Origin of the sequence: Shimia sp. R9_2 (assembly GCF_017743735.1) — a bacterium.
Taxonomy (GTDB): domain Bacteria; phylum Pseudomonadota; class Alphaproteobacteria; order Rhodobacterales; family Rhodobacteraceae; genus Shimia.
Window position 1 is genome coordinate 418,156 of the sequence record NZ_JAGHRO010000003.1, and the last position, 15,762, is coordinate 433,917.

The 15,762-nt window shown below is 58.6% G+C and carries 13 protein-coding genes; 5 read left to right on the forward strand and 8 right to left on the reverse strand.

Annotated features, from left to right (window positions below; all coding sequences use genetic code 11):
• The first annotated feature begins 121 nt into the window (after nt 1-121).
• The 4 genes from J7400_RS10635 to J7400_RS10650 all read left to right on the forward strand — a co-directional run bounded on the left by J7400_RS10635 (nt 122) and on the right by J7400_RS10650 (nt 4,205).
• Complete coding sequence (locus J7400_RS10635) at nt 122-742, forward strand: YitT family protein (protein WP_209062912.1); 621 nt, start codon at nt 122-124, stop codon at nt 740-742.
• Nucleotides 743-757: 15 nt separating this feature from the next.
• Nucleotides 758-1,093, forward strand: coding sequence for an SMR family transporter (locus J7400_RS10640; protein ID WP_209062914.1), 336 nt, complete (start codon nt 758-760; stop codon nt 1,091-1,093).
• A gap of 71 nt (nt 1,094-1,164) precedes the next feature.
• Nucleotides 1,165-2,985 carry a translational GTPase TypA gene (gene typA / locus J7400_RS10645; RefSeq protein ID WP_209062916.1) on the forward strand — a complete coding sequence of 607 codons (1,821 nt, stop codon included), beginning with the start codon at nt 1,165-1,167 and terminating at the stop codon, nt 2,983-2,985.
• Nucleotides 2,986-3,143: 158 nt separating this feature from the next.
• Nucleotides 3,144-4,205: a hypothetical protein gene (locus J7400_RS10650; protein ID WP_209062917.1), complete on the forward strand. Its 1,062-nt coding sequence runs from the start codon at nt 3,144-3,146 to the stop codon at nt 4,203-4,205.
• Nucleotides 4,206-4,207: 2 nt separating this feature from the next.
• Here the strand turns inward: J7400_RS10650 and J7400_RS10655 are convergent, their stop codons facing one another.
• The 5 genes from J7400_RS10655 to recA all read right to left on the reverse strand — a co-directional run bounded on the left by J7400_RS10655 (nt 4,208) and on the right by recA (nt 9,769).
• Nucleotides 4,208-4,990: a class II glutamine amidotransferase gene (locus J7400_RS10655; RefSeq protein WP_209062919.1), complete on the reverse strand. Its 783-nt coding sequence runs from the start codon at nt 4,988-4,990 to the stop codon at nt 4,208-4,210.
• Nucleotides 4,991-5,009: 19 nt separating this feature from the next.
• On the reverse strand, nt 5,010-5,297 hold the full coding sequence (locus J7400_RS10660; protein ID WP_209062921.1) for a DUF1330 domain-containing protein: 288 nt from the start codon (nt 5,295-5,297) through the stop codon (nt 5,010-5,012).
• A 78-nt stretch (nt 5,298-5,375) separates the two neighbouring features.
• On the reverse strand, nt 5,376-8,048 hold the full coding sequence (alaS, locus tag J7400_RS10665; protein ID WP_209062923.1) for an alanine--tRNA ligase: 2,673 nt from the start codon (nt 8,046-8,048) through the stop codon (nt 5,376-5,378).
• 96 nt (nt 8,049-8,144) lie between these two features.
• Nucleotides 8,145-8,675, reverse strand: coding sequence for a hypothetical protein (locus tag J7400_RS10670; RefSeq protein ID WP_209062925.1), 531 nt, complete (start codon nt 8,673-8,675; stop codon nt 8,145-8,147).
• Nucleotides 8,676-8,695: 20 nt separating this feature from the next.
• On the reverse strand, nt 8,696-9,769 hold the full coding sequence (gene recA, locus J7400_RS10675) for a recombinase RecA (RefSeq protein WP_209062927.1): 1,074 nt from the start codon (nt 9,767-9,769) through the stop codon (nt 8,696-8,698).
• A 196-nt stretch (nt 9,770-9,965) separates the two neighbouring features.
• On the opposite strand from recA, the gene J7400_RS10680 reads away from it, so the two are divergent.
• Nucleotides 9,966-10,565 carry a sulfotransferase family 2 domain-containing protein gene (locus tag J7400_RS10680; RefSeq protein ID WP_209062929.1) on the forward strand — a complete coding sequence of 200 codons (600 nt, stop codon included), beginning with the start codon at nt 9,966-9,968 and terminating at the stop codon, nt 10,563-10,565.
• On the opposite strand, the gene J7400_RS10685 is transcribed toward J7400_RS10680, so the two are convergent.
• From J7400_RS10685 to guaB, 3 genes are all read right to left on the reverse strand, one after another.
• Nucleotides 10,562-12,865, reverse strand: a complete 2,304-nt coding sequence (locus J7400_RS10685; protein WP_348540168.1) for an ATP-binding protein — start codon at nt 12,863-12,865, stop codon at nt 10,562-10,564. The two genes, J7400_RS10680 and J7400_RS10685, sit on opposite strands and share 4 nt — an antisense overlap.
• Before the next feature lie 90 nt (nt 12,866-12,955).
• Nucleotides 12,956-14,104, reverse strand: a complete 1,149-nt coding sequence (locus J7400_RS10690) for an RsmB/NOP family class I SAM-dependent RNA methyltransferase (RefSeq protein WP_209062931.1) — start codon at nt 14,102-14,104, stop codon at nt 12,956-12,958.
• Nucleotides 14,104-15,552 (reverse strand): IMP dehydrogenase, encoded by a 1,449-nt coding sequence (gene guaB, locus J7400_RS10695; protein ID WP_209062934.1) that lies wholly within the window; start codon nt 15,550-15,552, stop codon nt 14,104-14,106. The genes J7400_RS10690 and guaB overlap by 1 nt, the downstream gene beginning before the upstream one ends.
• Between the last annotated feature and the right edge of the window lie 210 nt (nt 15,553-15,762).

Below are 15,762 nucleotides of genomic sequence, written 5' to 3' on the forward strand. Positions count from 1 at the left end.
TTTTACCACCTGAATTTACCTGCCCAAACTTCATGCAACGGCAGAGCTTTGTGCAGCGTTCATAGCTGCTTTGTCCTGCCCCCTCTGGACAGTCCGCGCTCTCTGATCCAAATCGCACTCCATGGTTAGCTTTCTGGAATCCCCCCACCCCGAAAAACACAGCCTCTTTGATGATTTTCAGGGGCTTATGGTCGGCACGCTTTTGGTGGCGCTTTCTGTCACCTTCCTGCAGAATAGCGGGTTGTTCACCGGTCAAATCGCGGGCCTCGCACTTGTGGCCAGCAAAGCGCTTGGCGTGCCCTTCGCCGCGCTGTTCTTTGTGTTCAACATGCCGTTTTACGTAATCGCCTACCTGCGCATGGGGCTCACCTTCACGCTCAAAACCTTCATGGCTGTCGGACTGCTGTCGCTTTGGTCCTATCTGCTGCCCAGCTTCTTCACCATCAGCGACCTCAACAGTCTGGTGGCTGCAATCCTCGCAGGCATCACCGCAGGCTCCGGCCTGATCGCGCTGTTCCGCCACGGCGCAACCCTTGGCGGCGTGGGCATCGTTGCGGTCTGGCTGCAAGACACCCGCGGCATCAAAGCTGGCTGGACACAACTTGGGTTTGATGTGGTCGTCTTTGCACTCGCCCTGTCGTTTTTTGACCTGAACGCTGTCGTCTTCTCGCTGATCGGCGCTGCGATCACCAATATAATGATTGCAACCAACCACCGGCGCGATCGCTACATCGCGCGCTGACCATCAGGACGCCCCATGCCCAAAGCCTATCTGATCCTCATGATCGCCGTTGTGTTTGAAACCATCGGCACCGCCGCGCTTCAGGCAAGCCAGCAGTTCACCAAACCGATCCCCTCCATCATTGTGGTGATTGGCTATGGTCTGGCGTTTTACATGATGGCGCTCACCCTCAAGTTCCTGCCGGTGGGCATCACCTATGCGGTCTGGTCCGGGCTCGGCATCATCTCGATCTCTGTGATCGCCTATTTTGCCTTCGGCCAAAAGCTCGACCTGCCCGCCATTTTGGGAATGGGTCTGATTGTGGTTGGCATCTTGATCATCAACCTGTTTTCTAAGACCGCAGTGCATTAATTTCCCCATAAAGGGCTGGCCTTTTGTCGCAACCCACGTTAGGGCGGGCGCGAACAGAAAAGGCTGCCCTTATGGATCTTCGCAACATCGCCATCATCGCTCACGTTGACCACGGCAAGACCACGCTTGTGGACGAGCTGCTGAAACAGTCGGGCGCATTCCGGGAAAACCAAGAAGTGGCGGAACGCGCCATGGACAGCAACGATCTGGAGCGCGAACGCGGCATCACGATCTTTGCCAAGCCAACTTCCGTGGAATGGAAAGGCACCCGCATCAACATCGTGGACACCCCCGGCCACGCCGACTTCGGTGGCGAAGTGGAGCGTATCCTGAGCATGGTGGACGGTGTGGTTCTGCTGGTGGACGCCGCTGAAGGCCCAATGCCACAGACCAAATTCGTGACCTCCAAGGCGCTTGCGCTGGGTCTGCGCCCGATTGTGGTGCTTAACAAAGTGGACAAACCAGACGCCGAGCCTGACCGCGCGCTGGATGAGTGTTTTGACCTCTTTGCCTCGCTCGATGCAAACGACGACCAGCTCGACTTCCCCCACATGTATGCCTCCGGTCGTAACGGCTGGGCGGATGCAGAGCTTGATGGCCCACGCAAAGACCTGCACGCGCTCTTCAACCTGATCGTGAACCACGTCCCTGCACCCAAGCAGGTGACCCGTCAGGACGACGACTTCCGCATGCTGGCCACCACGCTGGGCTCCGACCCGTTTGTGGGCCGCATCCTCACCGGTCGTGTGGAATCCGGCACGCTGAAAGTGGGCGCAACCGTTCAGGCGATCTCCCGCATCGGCCAGAAAATCGAACAGTTCCGCGTCACCAAAATTCAGGCCTTCCGTGGCCTTGCCCAGCAGGACATCGAAGAAGCCCAAGCTGGCGACATCGTCTCCATCGCAGGCATGGCGAAAGCCACCGTGGCAGACACCATCTGTGCGCTCGCCGTGGATGAGCCGCTTGAGGCGCAGCCAATCGATCCGCCCACCATCACCGTGACCTTTGGCATCAACGACAGCCCTCTGGCCGGTCGTGACGGCAAAAAAGTGCAGTCCCGTGTGATCCGTGACCGCCTCTACAAAGAAGCGGAATCCAACGTCGCGATCAAAATTGAAGACACCCCGGGTGGCGAAGCCTTTGAGGTTTCCGGCCGTGGCGAACTTCAGATGGGCGTTCTGATCGAAAACATGCGCCGCGAAGGCTTTGAGCTGTCGATCTCCCGTCCGCAGGTGATCATGCGCGAAGAGAACGGCGTGAAGATGGAGCCGGTCGAAGAAGCCACCATCGACGTGGATGACGAATACTCCGGCGCGGTGATCGAAAAACTCACCGGTGCGCGCAAAGGTGAGCTGGTCGAAATGCGCCCCGCTGGTGCTGGCAAAACTCGCATCATCGCCCATGTGCCCTCCCGTGGCCTGATCGGCTACCACGGTGAATTCCTCACCGACACCCGCGGCACCGGCGTTCTGAACCGCGTGTTCCACGGCTGGACCGAATTCAAAGGTGCCATCCCGGGCCGCCGCGCAGGTGTGCTGATCTCCATGGAGAACGGCCAGTCTGTGGCTTACGCCCTCTGGAACCTCGAAGATCGCGGCAAAATGATGATCGGTGCACAGGCCGACGTCTACACCGGCATGATCATCGGCGAGCACTCCCGCGACAACGATCTCGAAGTGAACCCGCTCAAAGGCAAGAAGCTCACCAACGTCCGTGCCTCTGGTTCCGACGAAGCGGTACGCCTGACCACACCGATGGTGCTATCTCTGGAAGAGGCGATTGCCTACATCAACGACGACGAGCTGGTGGAAGTGACCCCCAACAACGTGCGTCTGCGCAAGCGCTATCTCGACCCGCATGAGCGCAAGCGGATGTCCAAACAGGTTGGCTAAATGACAAAACGCCGGAGCCCCGCTCCGGCGTTTCTTTTTGGTGTCTGCCGCGCCATGGTTTTGCAACCGTGCGCGACAAATCGCATTAAGTCTTGAGAAAACGCGCATTTTGTTTGACCTTTGGAGCAATTGATTTCCAAAGGTTCTTTTTCGTCGCCATGTTGCTCAGACTGCTTGCAGCTTTTGCCCTCAGCCTCCTTACCTTCACGCCCGCGCTCCTGCATGCCCAGATGGAAGGCTTTGGCGCGCTCCCCGCACGACAAGCGATCACCACACAAAACGCCCATAAGCGCGTGGGCGTTGGCATCAAGATCGACCAGATCACCTTTGTTGATCAGCAGTCCGAAAACTTCGGCGTGGTCGGCACGCTGTTTCTACAGGTGGACTACCCCAATCTCGCCTTTGACGCTGAAGAGCACGGCTTTGAATACAAAACCTACAGTCCGGAAGGGTTCAGCGAAGAACTGAAAGAGACCGGAGAGTTTCTGCCCTATTTCATCTTCCGCAACCAGCAGGGCCGCCGCTTCACACAGCAATCCTCGATACTGGTCTCCGCAACAGGCCAGACAAACTACGCCGAACGATTCAGCGCCACCTTTCAGGCGCCACACTTCAATTTCAAAAGATACCCGTTTGATAAGCAGGAGTTTTTTGTCGAAGTCTCCTCCCTTCTTCCCACTGAATTTGTAGAATTCTACCCGCTGGAAGACAAAACCGGCATGGGCGATTTGCTGGGCGAAGAGGAATGGATCCTGTCCAACTCCAGCATCGCCGCCTCAAACGTGCCCGGCATTGGGGAGCGTGAAACCTCCATGGTTGCCCTGCGGTTTGAGGGCAAACGCCACGTGCAATATTACATGCTGCGCATCATGCTGCCGCTGGTCATCATCCTCTTTGTGACCTGGGCCACGTTCTTTCTCGAAGAATACCGCCGCCGCATCGACATGGCCTCTGCCAATCTGCTGGTGTTTGTCGCCTTTAACTTTGCGATCTCCACCATGCTGCCAAAGCTCGGCTATCTCACTTTCATGGATTCCCTGCTCGCGGGCATGTTTGTCATCACCGGCTCAACCGTGCTTGTGAACATCATGCTCCGGCGCATGAAAACCACAGGCCGCGAAGCCCTGGCGCGCAAAATCGACACCTATCTGGTGATCTGGGTCTACCCGATCCTGCACGGCATCTTCCTATTCTGGGCCGTGAAGTTCTTCTTGATCTGAGATCAGCTCAGCGGCGAGAACGGCTCGATCTCATAGCTGCCATCTTTGTGAAAACGGCAGAAACTGCCCGGCGGCACCACTTCCCAGCCATCTTCGGCGGGCACCAGCGGCTCGCTCACCACCGCACGGCCGCTCCGGCTTTCGCTGATCTTGTGATAGACCGTGGGCGCGCGCTCATCTGAGGCATAGCGGATCGCATAAAGCGTCTCGCCATCGGAAAACGCTGTGGCCAGCCGCATATGTGGCGTGCTGCCCCGCTCCCGGCTCATCCGCTCCAGAATGCCCACGGCGATTTCCATCGCCTCGCGTGGATTGTCCTGCAAGCCTTCGGTCAGCCCCAAGAGAAACAGCACTTCGCTGTCGGTTGCGCCTTTGCGCTCTTGGTAGAGGTCATCGGGGATCAGCATATCGGCACGACGGCGGAAATTCTCAAATCCCCCGATCTGCCCGTTGTGCATGAAAGACCATTTGCCCACCGCAAAAGGATGGCAATTGTTGCGGCTGGTAGCGGTGCCGGTCGAGGCCCGCACATGGGCCAGAAACAGCTCCGATTGCACCTGCGCGGTCAGCGAGCGCAGATTGGGATCAGACCAGGCCGGATGGGTGTCGCGGTACAGCCCCGGTTCCGGGCGGCTGCCGTACCACGCCAGACCAACGCCATCGCCATTGGTCTGGGTTTTGCATTCAGTCGCCTGCATACTTTGCTGGATCAGCGAGTGATCTGGCCGCGTGACGAGATCTTCAAGATAACAGGGGTGCCCGATATAGGCGGCCCAACGACACATCTGGCCAGTCTCCTTCCGCTTAATCGGTGGTTTCAACCACCATCAGTTCGCGCTCACTTGCGCCCCGCGCGTGGTTCAGCGCTTCTTGGTATTCGGGGCTGTGATAGCAGGCCACCGCCGTGTCCACATCCGGGAATTTCGCCACCACATTGCGGGGGCGCTCTTTGCCCTCAAGCTGCACAAATTTGCCGCCGCGCGCGATGAACTCGCCGCCATGTTTGGCAATCGCAGGGCCTGCGAGCTCTGCGTATTTTCCATAGGCCTCCGCGTCGGTCACGGTGACATGTGCAATCCAAAGTGCGCCCATCTGGCTCTCCAATCCTGTTGTTCTGCCCGGCAGTTTAGTTAAAAAGCCGGGCAGTCCAAGCAGAATTTGACCAAATGGTCAGCCAGCGATCACCGCTTCAGCAGCCACAAAGGCTTCGTCTGCTTTGGAGGCATCTTTGGCGCCGCCCTGAGCCATATCCGGACGGCCACCGCCGCCCTTGCCGCCCAATGCGCCCACGGCCGCACGCACCAGATCCACGGCGCTCAGGTCGCCTTTCAGATCATCGGTCACACCAGCGGCCACAGCCACTTTGCCATCGGTGTCCGCAATCAGCAGAACCGCACCGCTTTCCAGACGCGCCTTATGCTCGTCAATCAGCGGCGGCAGGTCTTTGCCGGACACACCAGAGAGCACCTGTGCAAAGAATTTCACACCGTTGATCTCTTTGGCTTCCGGGCCAGCGCCCTGACCAGCTCCACCAGACATGGCCAGCTCACGACGCAGAGTCGCCACTTCGTTTTGCAGCGCCTTACGTTCATCCAGAAGCGCTTTCACACGGTCCACGATGTCCGCTGGCTGCGCCTTCAGCGTGCCAGCCACTTCGGCCACACGTTTGGCTTCACGTTCCAAATGCGCAAACGCCACCTCACCGGTCAGCGCCTCGATCCGGCGCACACCGGCAGAGGACGCGCTGTCAGACAGAAGCACAAACACACCGATGTCGCCGGTCTGTTTCACATGGGTGCCGCCGCAAAGCTCCAGCGAGTAAGTGTCGCCATTCAGCCCTTTGCCGGTGTTGGCACGGCCCATAGAGACCACGCGCACCTCATCGCCATATTTCTCACCAAACAGCGCCTGTGCGCCCATTTCACGCGCGTCATCAGGCGTCATGATCCGGGTTTCCACGGCGGTGTTCTGGCGAATATAGGCGTTCACATCGAGGCCAACCTGGGTCAGTTCCTCAGCGCTCAGCGCCTTGTTGTGGCTGAAGTCAAAGCGCAGACGGTCATCGGCGTTGAGCGAGCCACGCTGAGCCACATGATCGCCAAGCGCTTCGCGCAGCGCTTCATGCAGCAGGTGGGTCGCAGAGTGGTTTGCGCGAATGGCCGTGCGGCGCGCATGATCCACGTCCATGGCAACCGGATCACCTTTGGAGATCGTGCCACGCGCCACTTTGACCTTATGGGCAATTAGCTTGCTGTCCGCAAACTTCTGCACGTCGGTGACATGGCCCAGCTCATCGCGGTTCTCAAGGCGCGCAACCACACCATGGTCTGCTACCTGACCGCCGCTTTCAGCATAAAATGGCGTCTGGTTCATCACCAGCCAGCCCTCTTCGCCTTCCGCCAGCGCATCAACAAGCGCACCATCTTTCAGCACGGCCTGCACCTGCCCCTCGGCGGTTTCGGTGTCATAGCCCAAGAACTCGGAAGATCCGTTGTCCTCGGCAATATCAAACCAGATCGCATCCTCAGCCACATCGCCGGACCCCACATGGGCCGCACGCGCCTTGGCCTTCTGCTCCGCCATCGCGGCATCAAAACCGTCGGTGTCAACCTCACGGCCCTTCTCGCGCAGCGCATCCTGCGTCAAATCCAGCGGGAAACCGTAAGTGTCATAGAGTTTGAAGGCCGCCTCACCAGAGAGCGGCGCGCCCTCTTCCAACCCGCCAAGCTCGTCATCCAGCAGCTTCAGACCACGATCCAGCGTCGCTTTAAACTTGGTTTCTTCCTGCTTCAGGGTCTCTTCGATCAGCGCCTGCGCCTGTCCCAGCTCCGGGTAGGCTTGGCCCATCTGAGTGACCAGAGCCGGCACCAGCTGATGCATCACTGGATCTTTTGCGCCCAGCAGGTGCGCATGACGCATCGCGCGACGCATGATGCGACGCAGCACATAGCCCCGGCCATCGTTGGACGGCATCACACCATCTGCCATCAGGAAGGAGGTGGAGCGCAAATGGTCCGCAATCACGCGGTGATGCACGTTCTGATCGCCATATGGATCGGTCGAGGTCAGATTGGCGGAAGCCTCGATCAGCGCCTTGAACAGATCAGTGTCATAGTTGTCGTGGCTGCCCTGCAGCAACGCGCCAATCCGCTCCAGCCCCATGCCGGTGTCGATCGACTGCATGTCCAGCGCCTTCATCGAACCATCTTCAAACTGCTCGTTCTGCATGAACACCACGTTCCAGATCTCAATGAAACGGTCGCCATCTTCCTCAGGGGAGCCGGGAGGGCCACCCCAGATGTGATCGCCGTGGTCATAAAAGATTTCCGTGCACGGACCACAAGGGCCGGTTGGCCCCATCTGCCAGAAGTTATCGGAGGTGGCGATGCGGATGATCCGCTCCTCAGCCACGCCGAGTTTCTTCCAGATCTCAAAGGCTTCGTCATCGGTGTGATAGACGGTGGTGTAGAGCTTGTCCTTCGGAATGCCGAATTCCTTGGTGATCAGCTCCCACGCAAACGGGATTGCTTCGTCTTTGAAGTAGTCGCCAAAAGAGAAGTTGCCGAGCATCTCAAAGAATGTGTGGTGGCGCGCGGTATAGCCCACGTTGTCCAGATCGTTGTGCTTGCCGCCGGCGCGCACACATTTCTGGGAGGTTGTCGCGCGCTGATAGTCGCGTTTTTCCACCCCTGTGAAGAGGTTCTTAAACTGCACCATCCCCGAGTTGGTGAACATCAACGTCGGGTCATTGCGTGGCACCAACGGGCTTGAGTCCACAATCTCATGGCCCTGTTTGGCGAAGTAATTCAGAAAGGTCGACCGGATGTCGTTAAGGCTGGCCATGGGCTGATCTCTTTACCTGAGTTTCGGTATTGCAGCGGGTTTATAACCCCCACGCCTGCCTGTCCACATGTCAAAGAGATCAAGGCGCAGCTGGACCTATATCCGGTCGATTTTTCGCATCACATCCCCGCTGCGCACAACACCGTCCTTCTCAATGCTGCACAAAATGCCCCGCAGTCGCAGGTTGCGGTATTCCGGCCTGCGCACCCAGTCAAAAACCGGCTGACCATAGCGCGCTTTCCACTTCACGCAGGCATCATTGAACACCTCAGACACCCGCAGCTCCGCGCTGCCCACCGAAAGATATTGCCCCTCGGGCAGGTTCGCCTCGGTCATATCCAAATCGGCGGTAAAGGTATCGCCCGGAAACAGCGCGTCATCTTCTGGCGACCAGACCAGATCCAGAACCCGTTTTGGAATCACACAGACCTGAATGCCCGGATGCGGATCACCGTTTTCCGTGCGGATCCAGGGTTGGGTCATCCACCGCTCCCCCGGAATGCCCTGTGCCTTGGTCAGGGTGATCTCATCGACAAACTTGCGCGCATTGCGTTCAGGCCGCAGGCACAAATGCGAAATGGCCGCCCCGTCTTTGGGAGCGGCCAAAACATGCGGCAAAGCCCGCATTAAGTCTTCATGTGACGGGGTCAATCTTCCAAAAGCTCTTCGTCAGCAGGTGGCATGTCGAAATCCAACCCATGTGCGGCGCGGATCTTGTCTTCGATCTCAAGCGCCATACGGTTGTTTTCCTTCAGGAAGGTCTTGGCGTTCTCACGCCCCTGCCCGATCCGCTCATCACCATAGCTGAACCAGCTGCCGGATTTCTCCACCACACCGGCTTTCACGCCCAGATCCAGCAGCTCACCCATTTTGGAGATGCCTTCGCCATACATGATGTCAAATTCCACCTGCTTGAACGGCGGTGCCACCTTGTTTTTGACAACTTTCACACGGGTCGCGTTGCCGACCACCTCGTCGCGGTCTTTCAGCGCACCAATGCGGCGGATGTCCAGACGCACGGAGCTGTAGAATTTCAGCGCGTTACCACCGGTCGTGGTTTCAGGGCTGCCAAACATCACGCCGATTTTCATCCGGATCTGGTTGATGAAGATCACCATACAGTTGGAGCGCGCGATGGAACCGGTCAGCTTACGCATCGCCTGGCTCATCAGGCGGGCCTGCACACCCACATTGCTGTCACCCATGTCGCCTTCAAGTTCGGACTTCGGCGTCAGCGCCGCAACCGAATCGACCACAACCATGTTCACAGCACCAGAGCGCACCAGCGTGTCGGTGATCTCAAGCGCCTGTTCCCCGGTGTCGGGCTGCGAAATCAGCAACTCGTCCAGATTGACGCCAAGCTTCTTGGCATACTGCGGGTCCAGCGCGTGTTCCGCGTCCACAAAGGCGCAGACGCCGCCTTTTTTCTGCTCTTCTGCAATACAATGCAGCGTCAGCGTGGTTTTACCGGAGCTTTCCGGCCCGTAAATCTCAATGATCCGGCCCTTGGGCAGACCGCCAATGCCCAACGCAATGTCCAGACTCAGGGACCCGGTCGAGGTCGCCTCAATCTCCTGCGCAGGGTTGTCGGCGCCCAGCTTCATGATGGAGCCTTTGCCGAACTGCCGCTCGATCTGTGCCAGCGCGCTGTCCAGCGCCTTCTGTTTATCCGGGGATGAGGATTTCTTGGAGGTCATTGTCAAAAGATCTGCCGTTGCCATTTTGCTTGGTTCCTTATTCCACACCCGCACGCGGGCGGCAATCACTGCCTGTGTTCACCTCTTGTTCTGCAATCTTATGAGATCAAAAGGAGAACAAATCAATAGAAAAGAATAAGAACATCTTCCGCAGGCGCTGGTTAACAACTAGTTTACGGATCAATAATAAGTTGAGACAAACCATAACGAGGCCGCGCAGATGCTTGTTTTCTGGAACAAAAAACTTGTATTCCTATCGGTGCCCAAAACCGGCACCACCGCGATTGAGGCCGCTTTGGCCCCTGTGGCCGATATGGTGATTGCGAATCCCCCGGAGCTGAAACACGCGCCGGTCTATCGCTATAACCGCTTCTTCCGCCCGATGTTTGAACGCGCCTGCAACCGCGATGACATGGAACTCATGGCCGTGATGCGCGAACCTGTGAGCTGGCTGGCAAGCTGGTATCGGTATCGCCGCCGCGACAGTATGCGCGGCCATCGCAACTCCACCCATGACGTGAGCTTTGACGAATTTGTGCAGGAATATATGAAGGGCGACAAGAAAGCGCCGTTTGCCAATGTCGGCAGTCAGGCCAAGTTTCTGGAGCCGCGCCCCAATGGCGTGCAGGTCGATCATCTCTTCCGCTATGAGGATCAGCCCAAGATGCTCGCCTTTCTTGAGGCACGTCTGGATCAGAAGATCACTCTGGAGCGGCGCAACAGCTCCCCGTCGATGCCGCTTGATCTGCCTGAGGCCACCTTGGCGAAACTGCGCCGCAAATGCGCCGCAGAATTTGAGCTTTACGAAAGCCTGTCTTAACCGCTGATCCGCGCCTGCACCGCTTCGGTGAGATCGCCCAGCGAAAACGGCTTGGGCAGGAAGCTTGAGTTGTCGATACGTGACTGATCGTCCGAAAAGCTGTCTTCCGCGTAACCTGACACAAAGATCACCGGCACTTCCGGATATTCAGAGCGTGCCTGACGCACCCAGGTTGGCCCGTCCATCCCTGGCATGATCACATCGCTGACAAAGACGTCGATGCCGGGCTGGTCTGCGGCCAAAATCTCCAAAGCCTCTTCACCGCTCGCAGCTTCGAGCACCGTGAAGCCCCGCATCTTGAGCGCGCGGGTCGCAAAGGAGCGCACCGGCGCCTCGTCTTCCACCAGAAGCACCACACCGCTGTGCTCCACCGCCGGCAGATCGGGGCGCTTTTCATCCAGCTCCGGCACAAACTCTTCCGCCGCGCCATAGGCCGGGAACATCAGCGTAAATGTGGTGCCCACCCCCTCGGTGCTGTCCACAAAAATGAACCCGCCGGTCTGTTTCACAATGCCATATGCGGTGCTGAGCCCAAGCCCGGTGCCCTCACCGGTTTTCTTGGTGGTGTAAAACGGCTCAAACACCTTCTGCATCTTGTCCTGCGGGATCCCGATGCCCTGATCGGCCACTTTGACCGCCACGTATTTGCCGACAGGAACCACAACACGGTCCCGCTCCAGCGGCGCATCCAAAGCAACCTCTTCAGTTGTGACACGGATTTCGCCGCCATCCGGCATCGCATCACGCGCATTCACCACGAGGTTCATCAGCACCTGCTCAAGCTGGCGCTTGTCTGCGCGGATCGACGGCAGCACCGGATCATTGCTCAGCGAAAGCGCCACGCGTTCCCCCACCAGCCGGTTCAGCAGATGGGTCAGATCCGCCAAAGTGTTGCGCAGATCAAGCACTTCGGGCCGCAGGTTCTGTTTGCGTGAAAACGCCAGCAGCTGCCCCACAAGTGCTGCGGCGCGGTTGGCGTTCTGGTTGATCTGGATGAGATCCGCATAATCCGCATCCCCCTGATCATGGCGCAGCAACAGCAGGTCACAATGCCCTGAAATCGCGGTCAAAAGATTGTTGAAATCGTGCGCCACACCGCCAGCCAGCTGGCCAATCGCCTGCATTTTCTGGCTTTGCACAAACTGCTTTTCCAGCGATTTGAATTCGGTTGCGTCGTTCAGAACCGCGATCAGGGATCGCCCGTTGCCTTCCACGATGCGGTTGAGGCTCACCTGCACGATGACTTCTTTGTCTTCGCGCTTCAGGCGCAGGAATTCGCTTTTCTTGGCAGATTTGCCCTGTGCAGCTTCCACCAGCCAATCCCGAATGGAGCGGCCAAGGCCTTCCATCAGATCGCTCATCACAGTGTCTTCGGTGATGTCCAGATGGATCAGGCTGCGCGCGGCACGGTTGGCCAGAACCACACGGCCCTCAGGCTCTAGCTTCACAATCGGCACCGGCAACTCATCAAACTGCATCGCACCGCCGTGAGTCACAGGGGTTTCGGTTGGCAAAAGATAGATCTCACGACGGCCCGCCGTGGCATCATATTGCGCCACCAGACACTGCTGCTCACCGCTTGAGGTGTGGATCACCGTCGCATCGCGCGGCTGCGCCACATCGGGGCCAAACACATCTGTCAGCGTCTTTTTACGTTCGCCGAGCAGCGCGCGCGCCGCGGCATTCATGAACAAAATCGTGCCGGTGCGCCCGGCAGTCAGCATCGGCAGCTTTGGCCCGGTGCCCGCAGCAGCGGCGTCTTTGGCCGGGTGGGTCTTGCTCATGGTCCAGAGCAGAATATCCTCGTCAACCAGCTGAACCTTGAGCCGCAACATATTGTCACGCAACACAAGTTCGTCTTCGTGCTTGCCTTCGGTCAAGCTGGTGGCAATGGCATCCGCGACCTTGTTTTCCGCATCCAGAACGTGACCGGCCAGCACATCCTGCATGGTCTCACGCGCATCCCCGCCCGCTTCCAGCGCTGTCTTGTTCGCATAAAGCACGCGACCTGCAAAATCGGTAACAAGCACCTGCTCTTCGGCATCCACATGCAGCTGGGTCAGCAGCTCAACAACGCCGTTTTGCACCGCACGGCGGCGCATCGACAGCGCCATGGTCACCGCACAGGCAAAGCCTGTCAGCCCGCTGGCAAACAGCATGATCAGCCGCAACATCTCGTTTTCGAGCATAAATGTCGTAGCCACCATGGCGAGCGCGGCAAAGGCGAGAAGTCCGGCGTGATGGGGAGTTGCTGCCTTTTTGCGGGGCAGCGGTTGCGCTGCATCGGTCGAGCTAGACACGTTTGCACCTACTGTTTTTGGTTTTCGTTAATATGCGCGAAATATCCTTAATCACGCATTAACGATAACTGAGGATTCATCTATTCTACCTTATTTTCGACGCAAAACCGCGTCAAAAAATCCGTCGCCGCCATCAGCAAATGAATACTGCCGCGACGAGAGCGTCTCCCACCCCGGATGACGGTCGTGGAAGGCGTTGATTTGCGCCATATTTTCGGCCTCAAGGAAAGAGCATGTGGCATAGGCCAGCACGCCATCCTCTGCGACCAAACTCTGTGCCTGATCCAGAATCCCCGCCTGAATTCGGGTCAGATCCGCCAGATCGTCTTGGCTAAATCGCCACTTCGCATCCGGTGTACGCCGCCATGTTCCGCTGCCCGAACAGGGTGCATCACAGAGCACCAGATCATAAGGCGCATGTGTCTGCGGCGCATCCACCAAGCTGACTTTCAAGCCTGCGCGTTTGGCCCGTTCCGGCAAATCCGCCATCCGGCGCGGGGCTGCATCATGGGCATAAAACTGCCCCTTCACCTGCCCCGCCATGGCAAGGGTTTTGCCCCCACCACCCGCGCAGTAATCCAGAACTTTCATGCCTTTGGCCAGCGGCAGCTCTGCCACCATCGCCTGTGAGGCCGCATCCTGCAGCTCCACAGCGCCGTTCAGATAAGGTGCTGCCTGCCGAATGCGCCGCGCGCCCTCCGTGACCTCCAGCGCTGTGTCCACAAGCGCCACCGCGCGCGTCGCAACACCCTCCGCATCCAAGGCCGCCTGCGCCTCTGCCACAGTGGATTTCGCAAGGTTCACGCGCAGAAACACCGGCGCACGCGCACGCATCTGCTCAAGCGTTTCATCAAATTGCCCACCAAGACTTTCTCGTAACAGCTCAACCAGCCAGTCCGGCACATCCAAGGGCAAATCTGTTGCTGGAGCCGCGATTTCAGCATCCTCCAAAGCAGCAGGTGCATAGGCCGTCCCCGTGAACAACGCCGCCAGATCAGCCCCCTGCGCCCGCAGAACCCCGACCATGAGCCCGCGCCCGCTCAGCCCGCCGCCCAGATGAGCCGCCGAATTGCGCTGACGCAACGCATCAAACACATGGTCGCGGATTGCTGCCCGATCTTTGGAGCCCGCAAACCGGCTGCGTCTTGCCCAGCCGGTCAGGGATTTCTCTGCTGGCGCGCCTTCAAGGATCTGATCCAGAACCTCAATCGCCGCCTGAACGCGCGCCGCCGGTGTCATCAGCCGATCCGGTAGTTTGGCGCTTCGCGGGTGATCTGCACGTCATGCACGTGGCTCTCTTTCAGGCCCGCACCGGTGATTTTCACAAACTTGCAGTTCTTGCGCATCTCTTCGACAGTGGCATTGCCGGTGTAGCCCATGGCCGCACGCAAACCGCCCACCAGCTGGTGGATCACCGTGCCTGCCGGACCTTTATAAGGCACCTGCCCTTCGATCCCTTCCGGCACCAGCTTGTCGCTTGCCGCATCCTTCTGGAAGTAGCGGTCCGCCGAGCCACGCGCCATCGCGCCAAGGCTGCCCATACCGCGGTAGGATTTGAACGAACGGCCTTGATAGAGGATCACCTCGCCGGGGCTCTCATCGGTGCCCGCAATCATCGAGCCGACCATGGCACAGCTTGCACCCGCCGCAATCGCCTTGGCGAAGTCACCGGAGAATTTGATGCCCCCGTCTGCGATCACCGGCACGTCACCGGCTGCGGTCGCACAATCATCAATCGCGGTCAGCTGAGGCACGCCCACGCCGGCCACCATCCGTGTGGTGCAGATCGAGCCCGGCCCGATGCCCACTTTCACCGCATCCGCGCCCGCATCAATCAAGGCGCGTGTGGCGTCACCTGTGGCAACGTTGCCCGCAATCACCTGCACGGCGTTGCTTTGGGATTTGATGCGTTTCACCGCTTCGATCACCCCTTCAGAGTGGCCGTGTGCGGTGTCCACCACAACGATGTCCACACCCGCGTCAATCAGCATCTCAGAGCGCTCAAAGCCGCTGTCACCCACGGACGAGGCCGCAGCCACACGCAGACGGCCCAGCTCGTCTTTGCAGGCGGTCGGGTTCAGCACAGCCTGCTCGGTGTCTTTCAGCGTCAAAAGGCCAGTGAGCTTACCCTGCCCGTCATGCACCAACAGCTTTTCAATCCGGCGCGCGCGCATCAGGCTCTTGGCCTCTTCCAGATCCGCAGGCTCCGCCAGCATCGCCAGATCATTGGTGGTCATCATCGCGTGCACAGGCGTGTCATCGCTCTGGGCAAAGCGCATGTCGCGATTGGTCACGATGCCGACAACTCGGCCCGCTTCATCCACCACCGGGAAGCCGGTAAAGCGATAACGCTCAATCAGCGCCTTGGCATCTGCCAATGTCTGGTTCGGGGTCAGCGTGACCGGGTTATAGACAATCCCGCTCTCAAAGCGTTTCACCCGGCGCACTTCACGTGCCTGGGATTCCGCATCAAGGTTCTTGTGGATCACCCCCATGCCGCCGGCCTGCGCCATAGCAATCGCCATCCGGCTTTCGGTCACAGTGTCCATCGCCGAACTGAGCAGGGGAATGTTAAGATCAATGCTCTTTGTGACCCGTGTGCGCGTGTCCGCCGTAGACGGCAGCACCACCGACGCGGCTGGAACCAGTAGAACATCATCGAAAGTCAGCGCCTCACGAATCTCCATCGCAAATCTCCTTGGGGGAACCTCGTTTGGCACGTCCCTATCGCACGCCCTCCGCCTGTGGAAAACCCCTAATCCGCCAAAGCTCTTACTCTCGGTCAAAATTCCCGAAGTGATGCCTATTTTACGTCACGCTTGCGCCAGTTCGCTCGTATTGGCCCAATAATACGGGTCAGGAATAGTGGACTGGAGTAACATTTAAGGCGCTACTAA

Coding starts and splice junctions, on each gene's coding strand:
- J7400_RS10635 (WP_209062912.1), top strand. CDS start 122: ATGGTTAGCTTTCTGGAATCCCCCCACCCCGAAAAACACAGCCTCTTT.
- J7400_RS10650 (WP_209062917.1), top strand. CDS start 3,144: ATGTTGCTCAGACTGCTTGCAGCTTTTGCCCTCAGCCTCCTTACCTTC.
- J7400_RS10640 (WP_209062914.1), top strand. CDS start 758: ATGCCCAAAGCCTATCTGATCCTCATGATCGCCGTTGTGTTTGAAACC.
- J7400_RS10670 (WP_209062925.1), bottom strand. CDS start 8,675: ATGCGGGCTTTGCCGCATGTTTTGGCCGCTCCCAAAGACGGGGCGGCC.
- J7400_RS10680 (WP_209062929.1), top strand. CDS start 9,966: ATGCTTGTTTTCTGGAACAAAAAACTTGTATTCCTATCGGTGCCCAAA.
- guaB (WP_209062934.1), bottom strand. CDS start 15,552: ATGGAGATTCGTGAGGCGCTGACTTTCGATGATGTTCTACTGGTTCCA.
- recA (WP_209062927.1), bottom strand. CDS start 9,769: ATGGCAACGGCAGATCTTTTGACAATGACCTCCAAGAAATCCTCATCC.
- typA (WP_209062916.1), top strand. CDS start 1,165: ATGGATCTTCGCAACATCGCCATCATCGCTCACGTTGACCACGGCAAG.
- J7400_RS10690 (WP_209062931.1), bottom strand. CDS start 14,104: ATGACACCGGCGGCGCGCGTTCAGGCGGCGATTGAGGTTCTGGATCAG.
- J7400_RS10655 (WP_209062919.1), bottom strand. CDS start 4,990: ATGTGTCGTTGGGCCGCCTATATCGGGCACCCCTGTTATCTTGAAGAT.
- alaS (WP_209062923.1), bottom strand. CDS start 8,048: ATGGCCAGCCTTAACGACATCCGGTCGACCTTTCTGAATTACTTCGCC.
- J7400_RS10660 (WP_209062921.1), bottom strand. CDS start 5,297: ATGGGCGCACTTTGGATTGCACATGTCACCGTGACCGACGCGGAGGCC.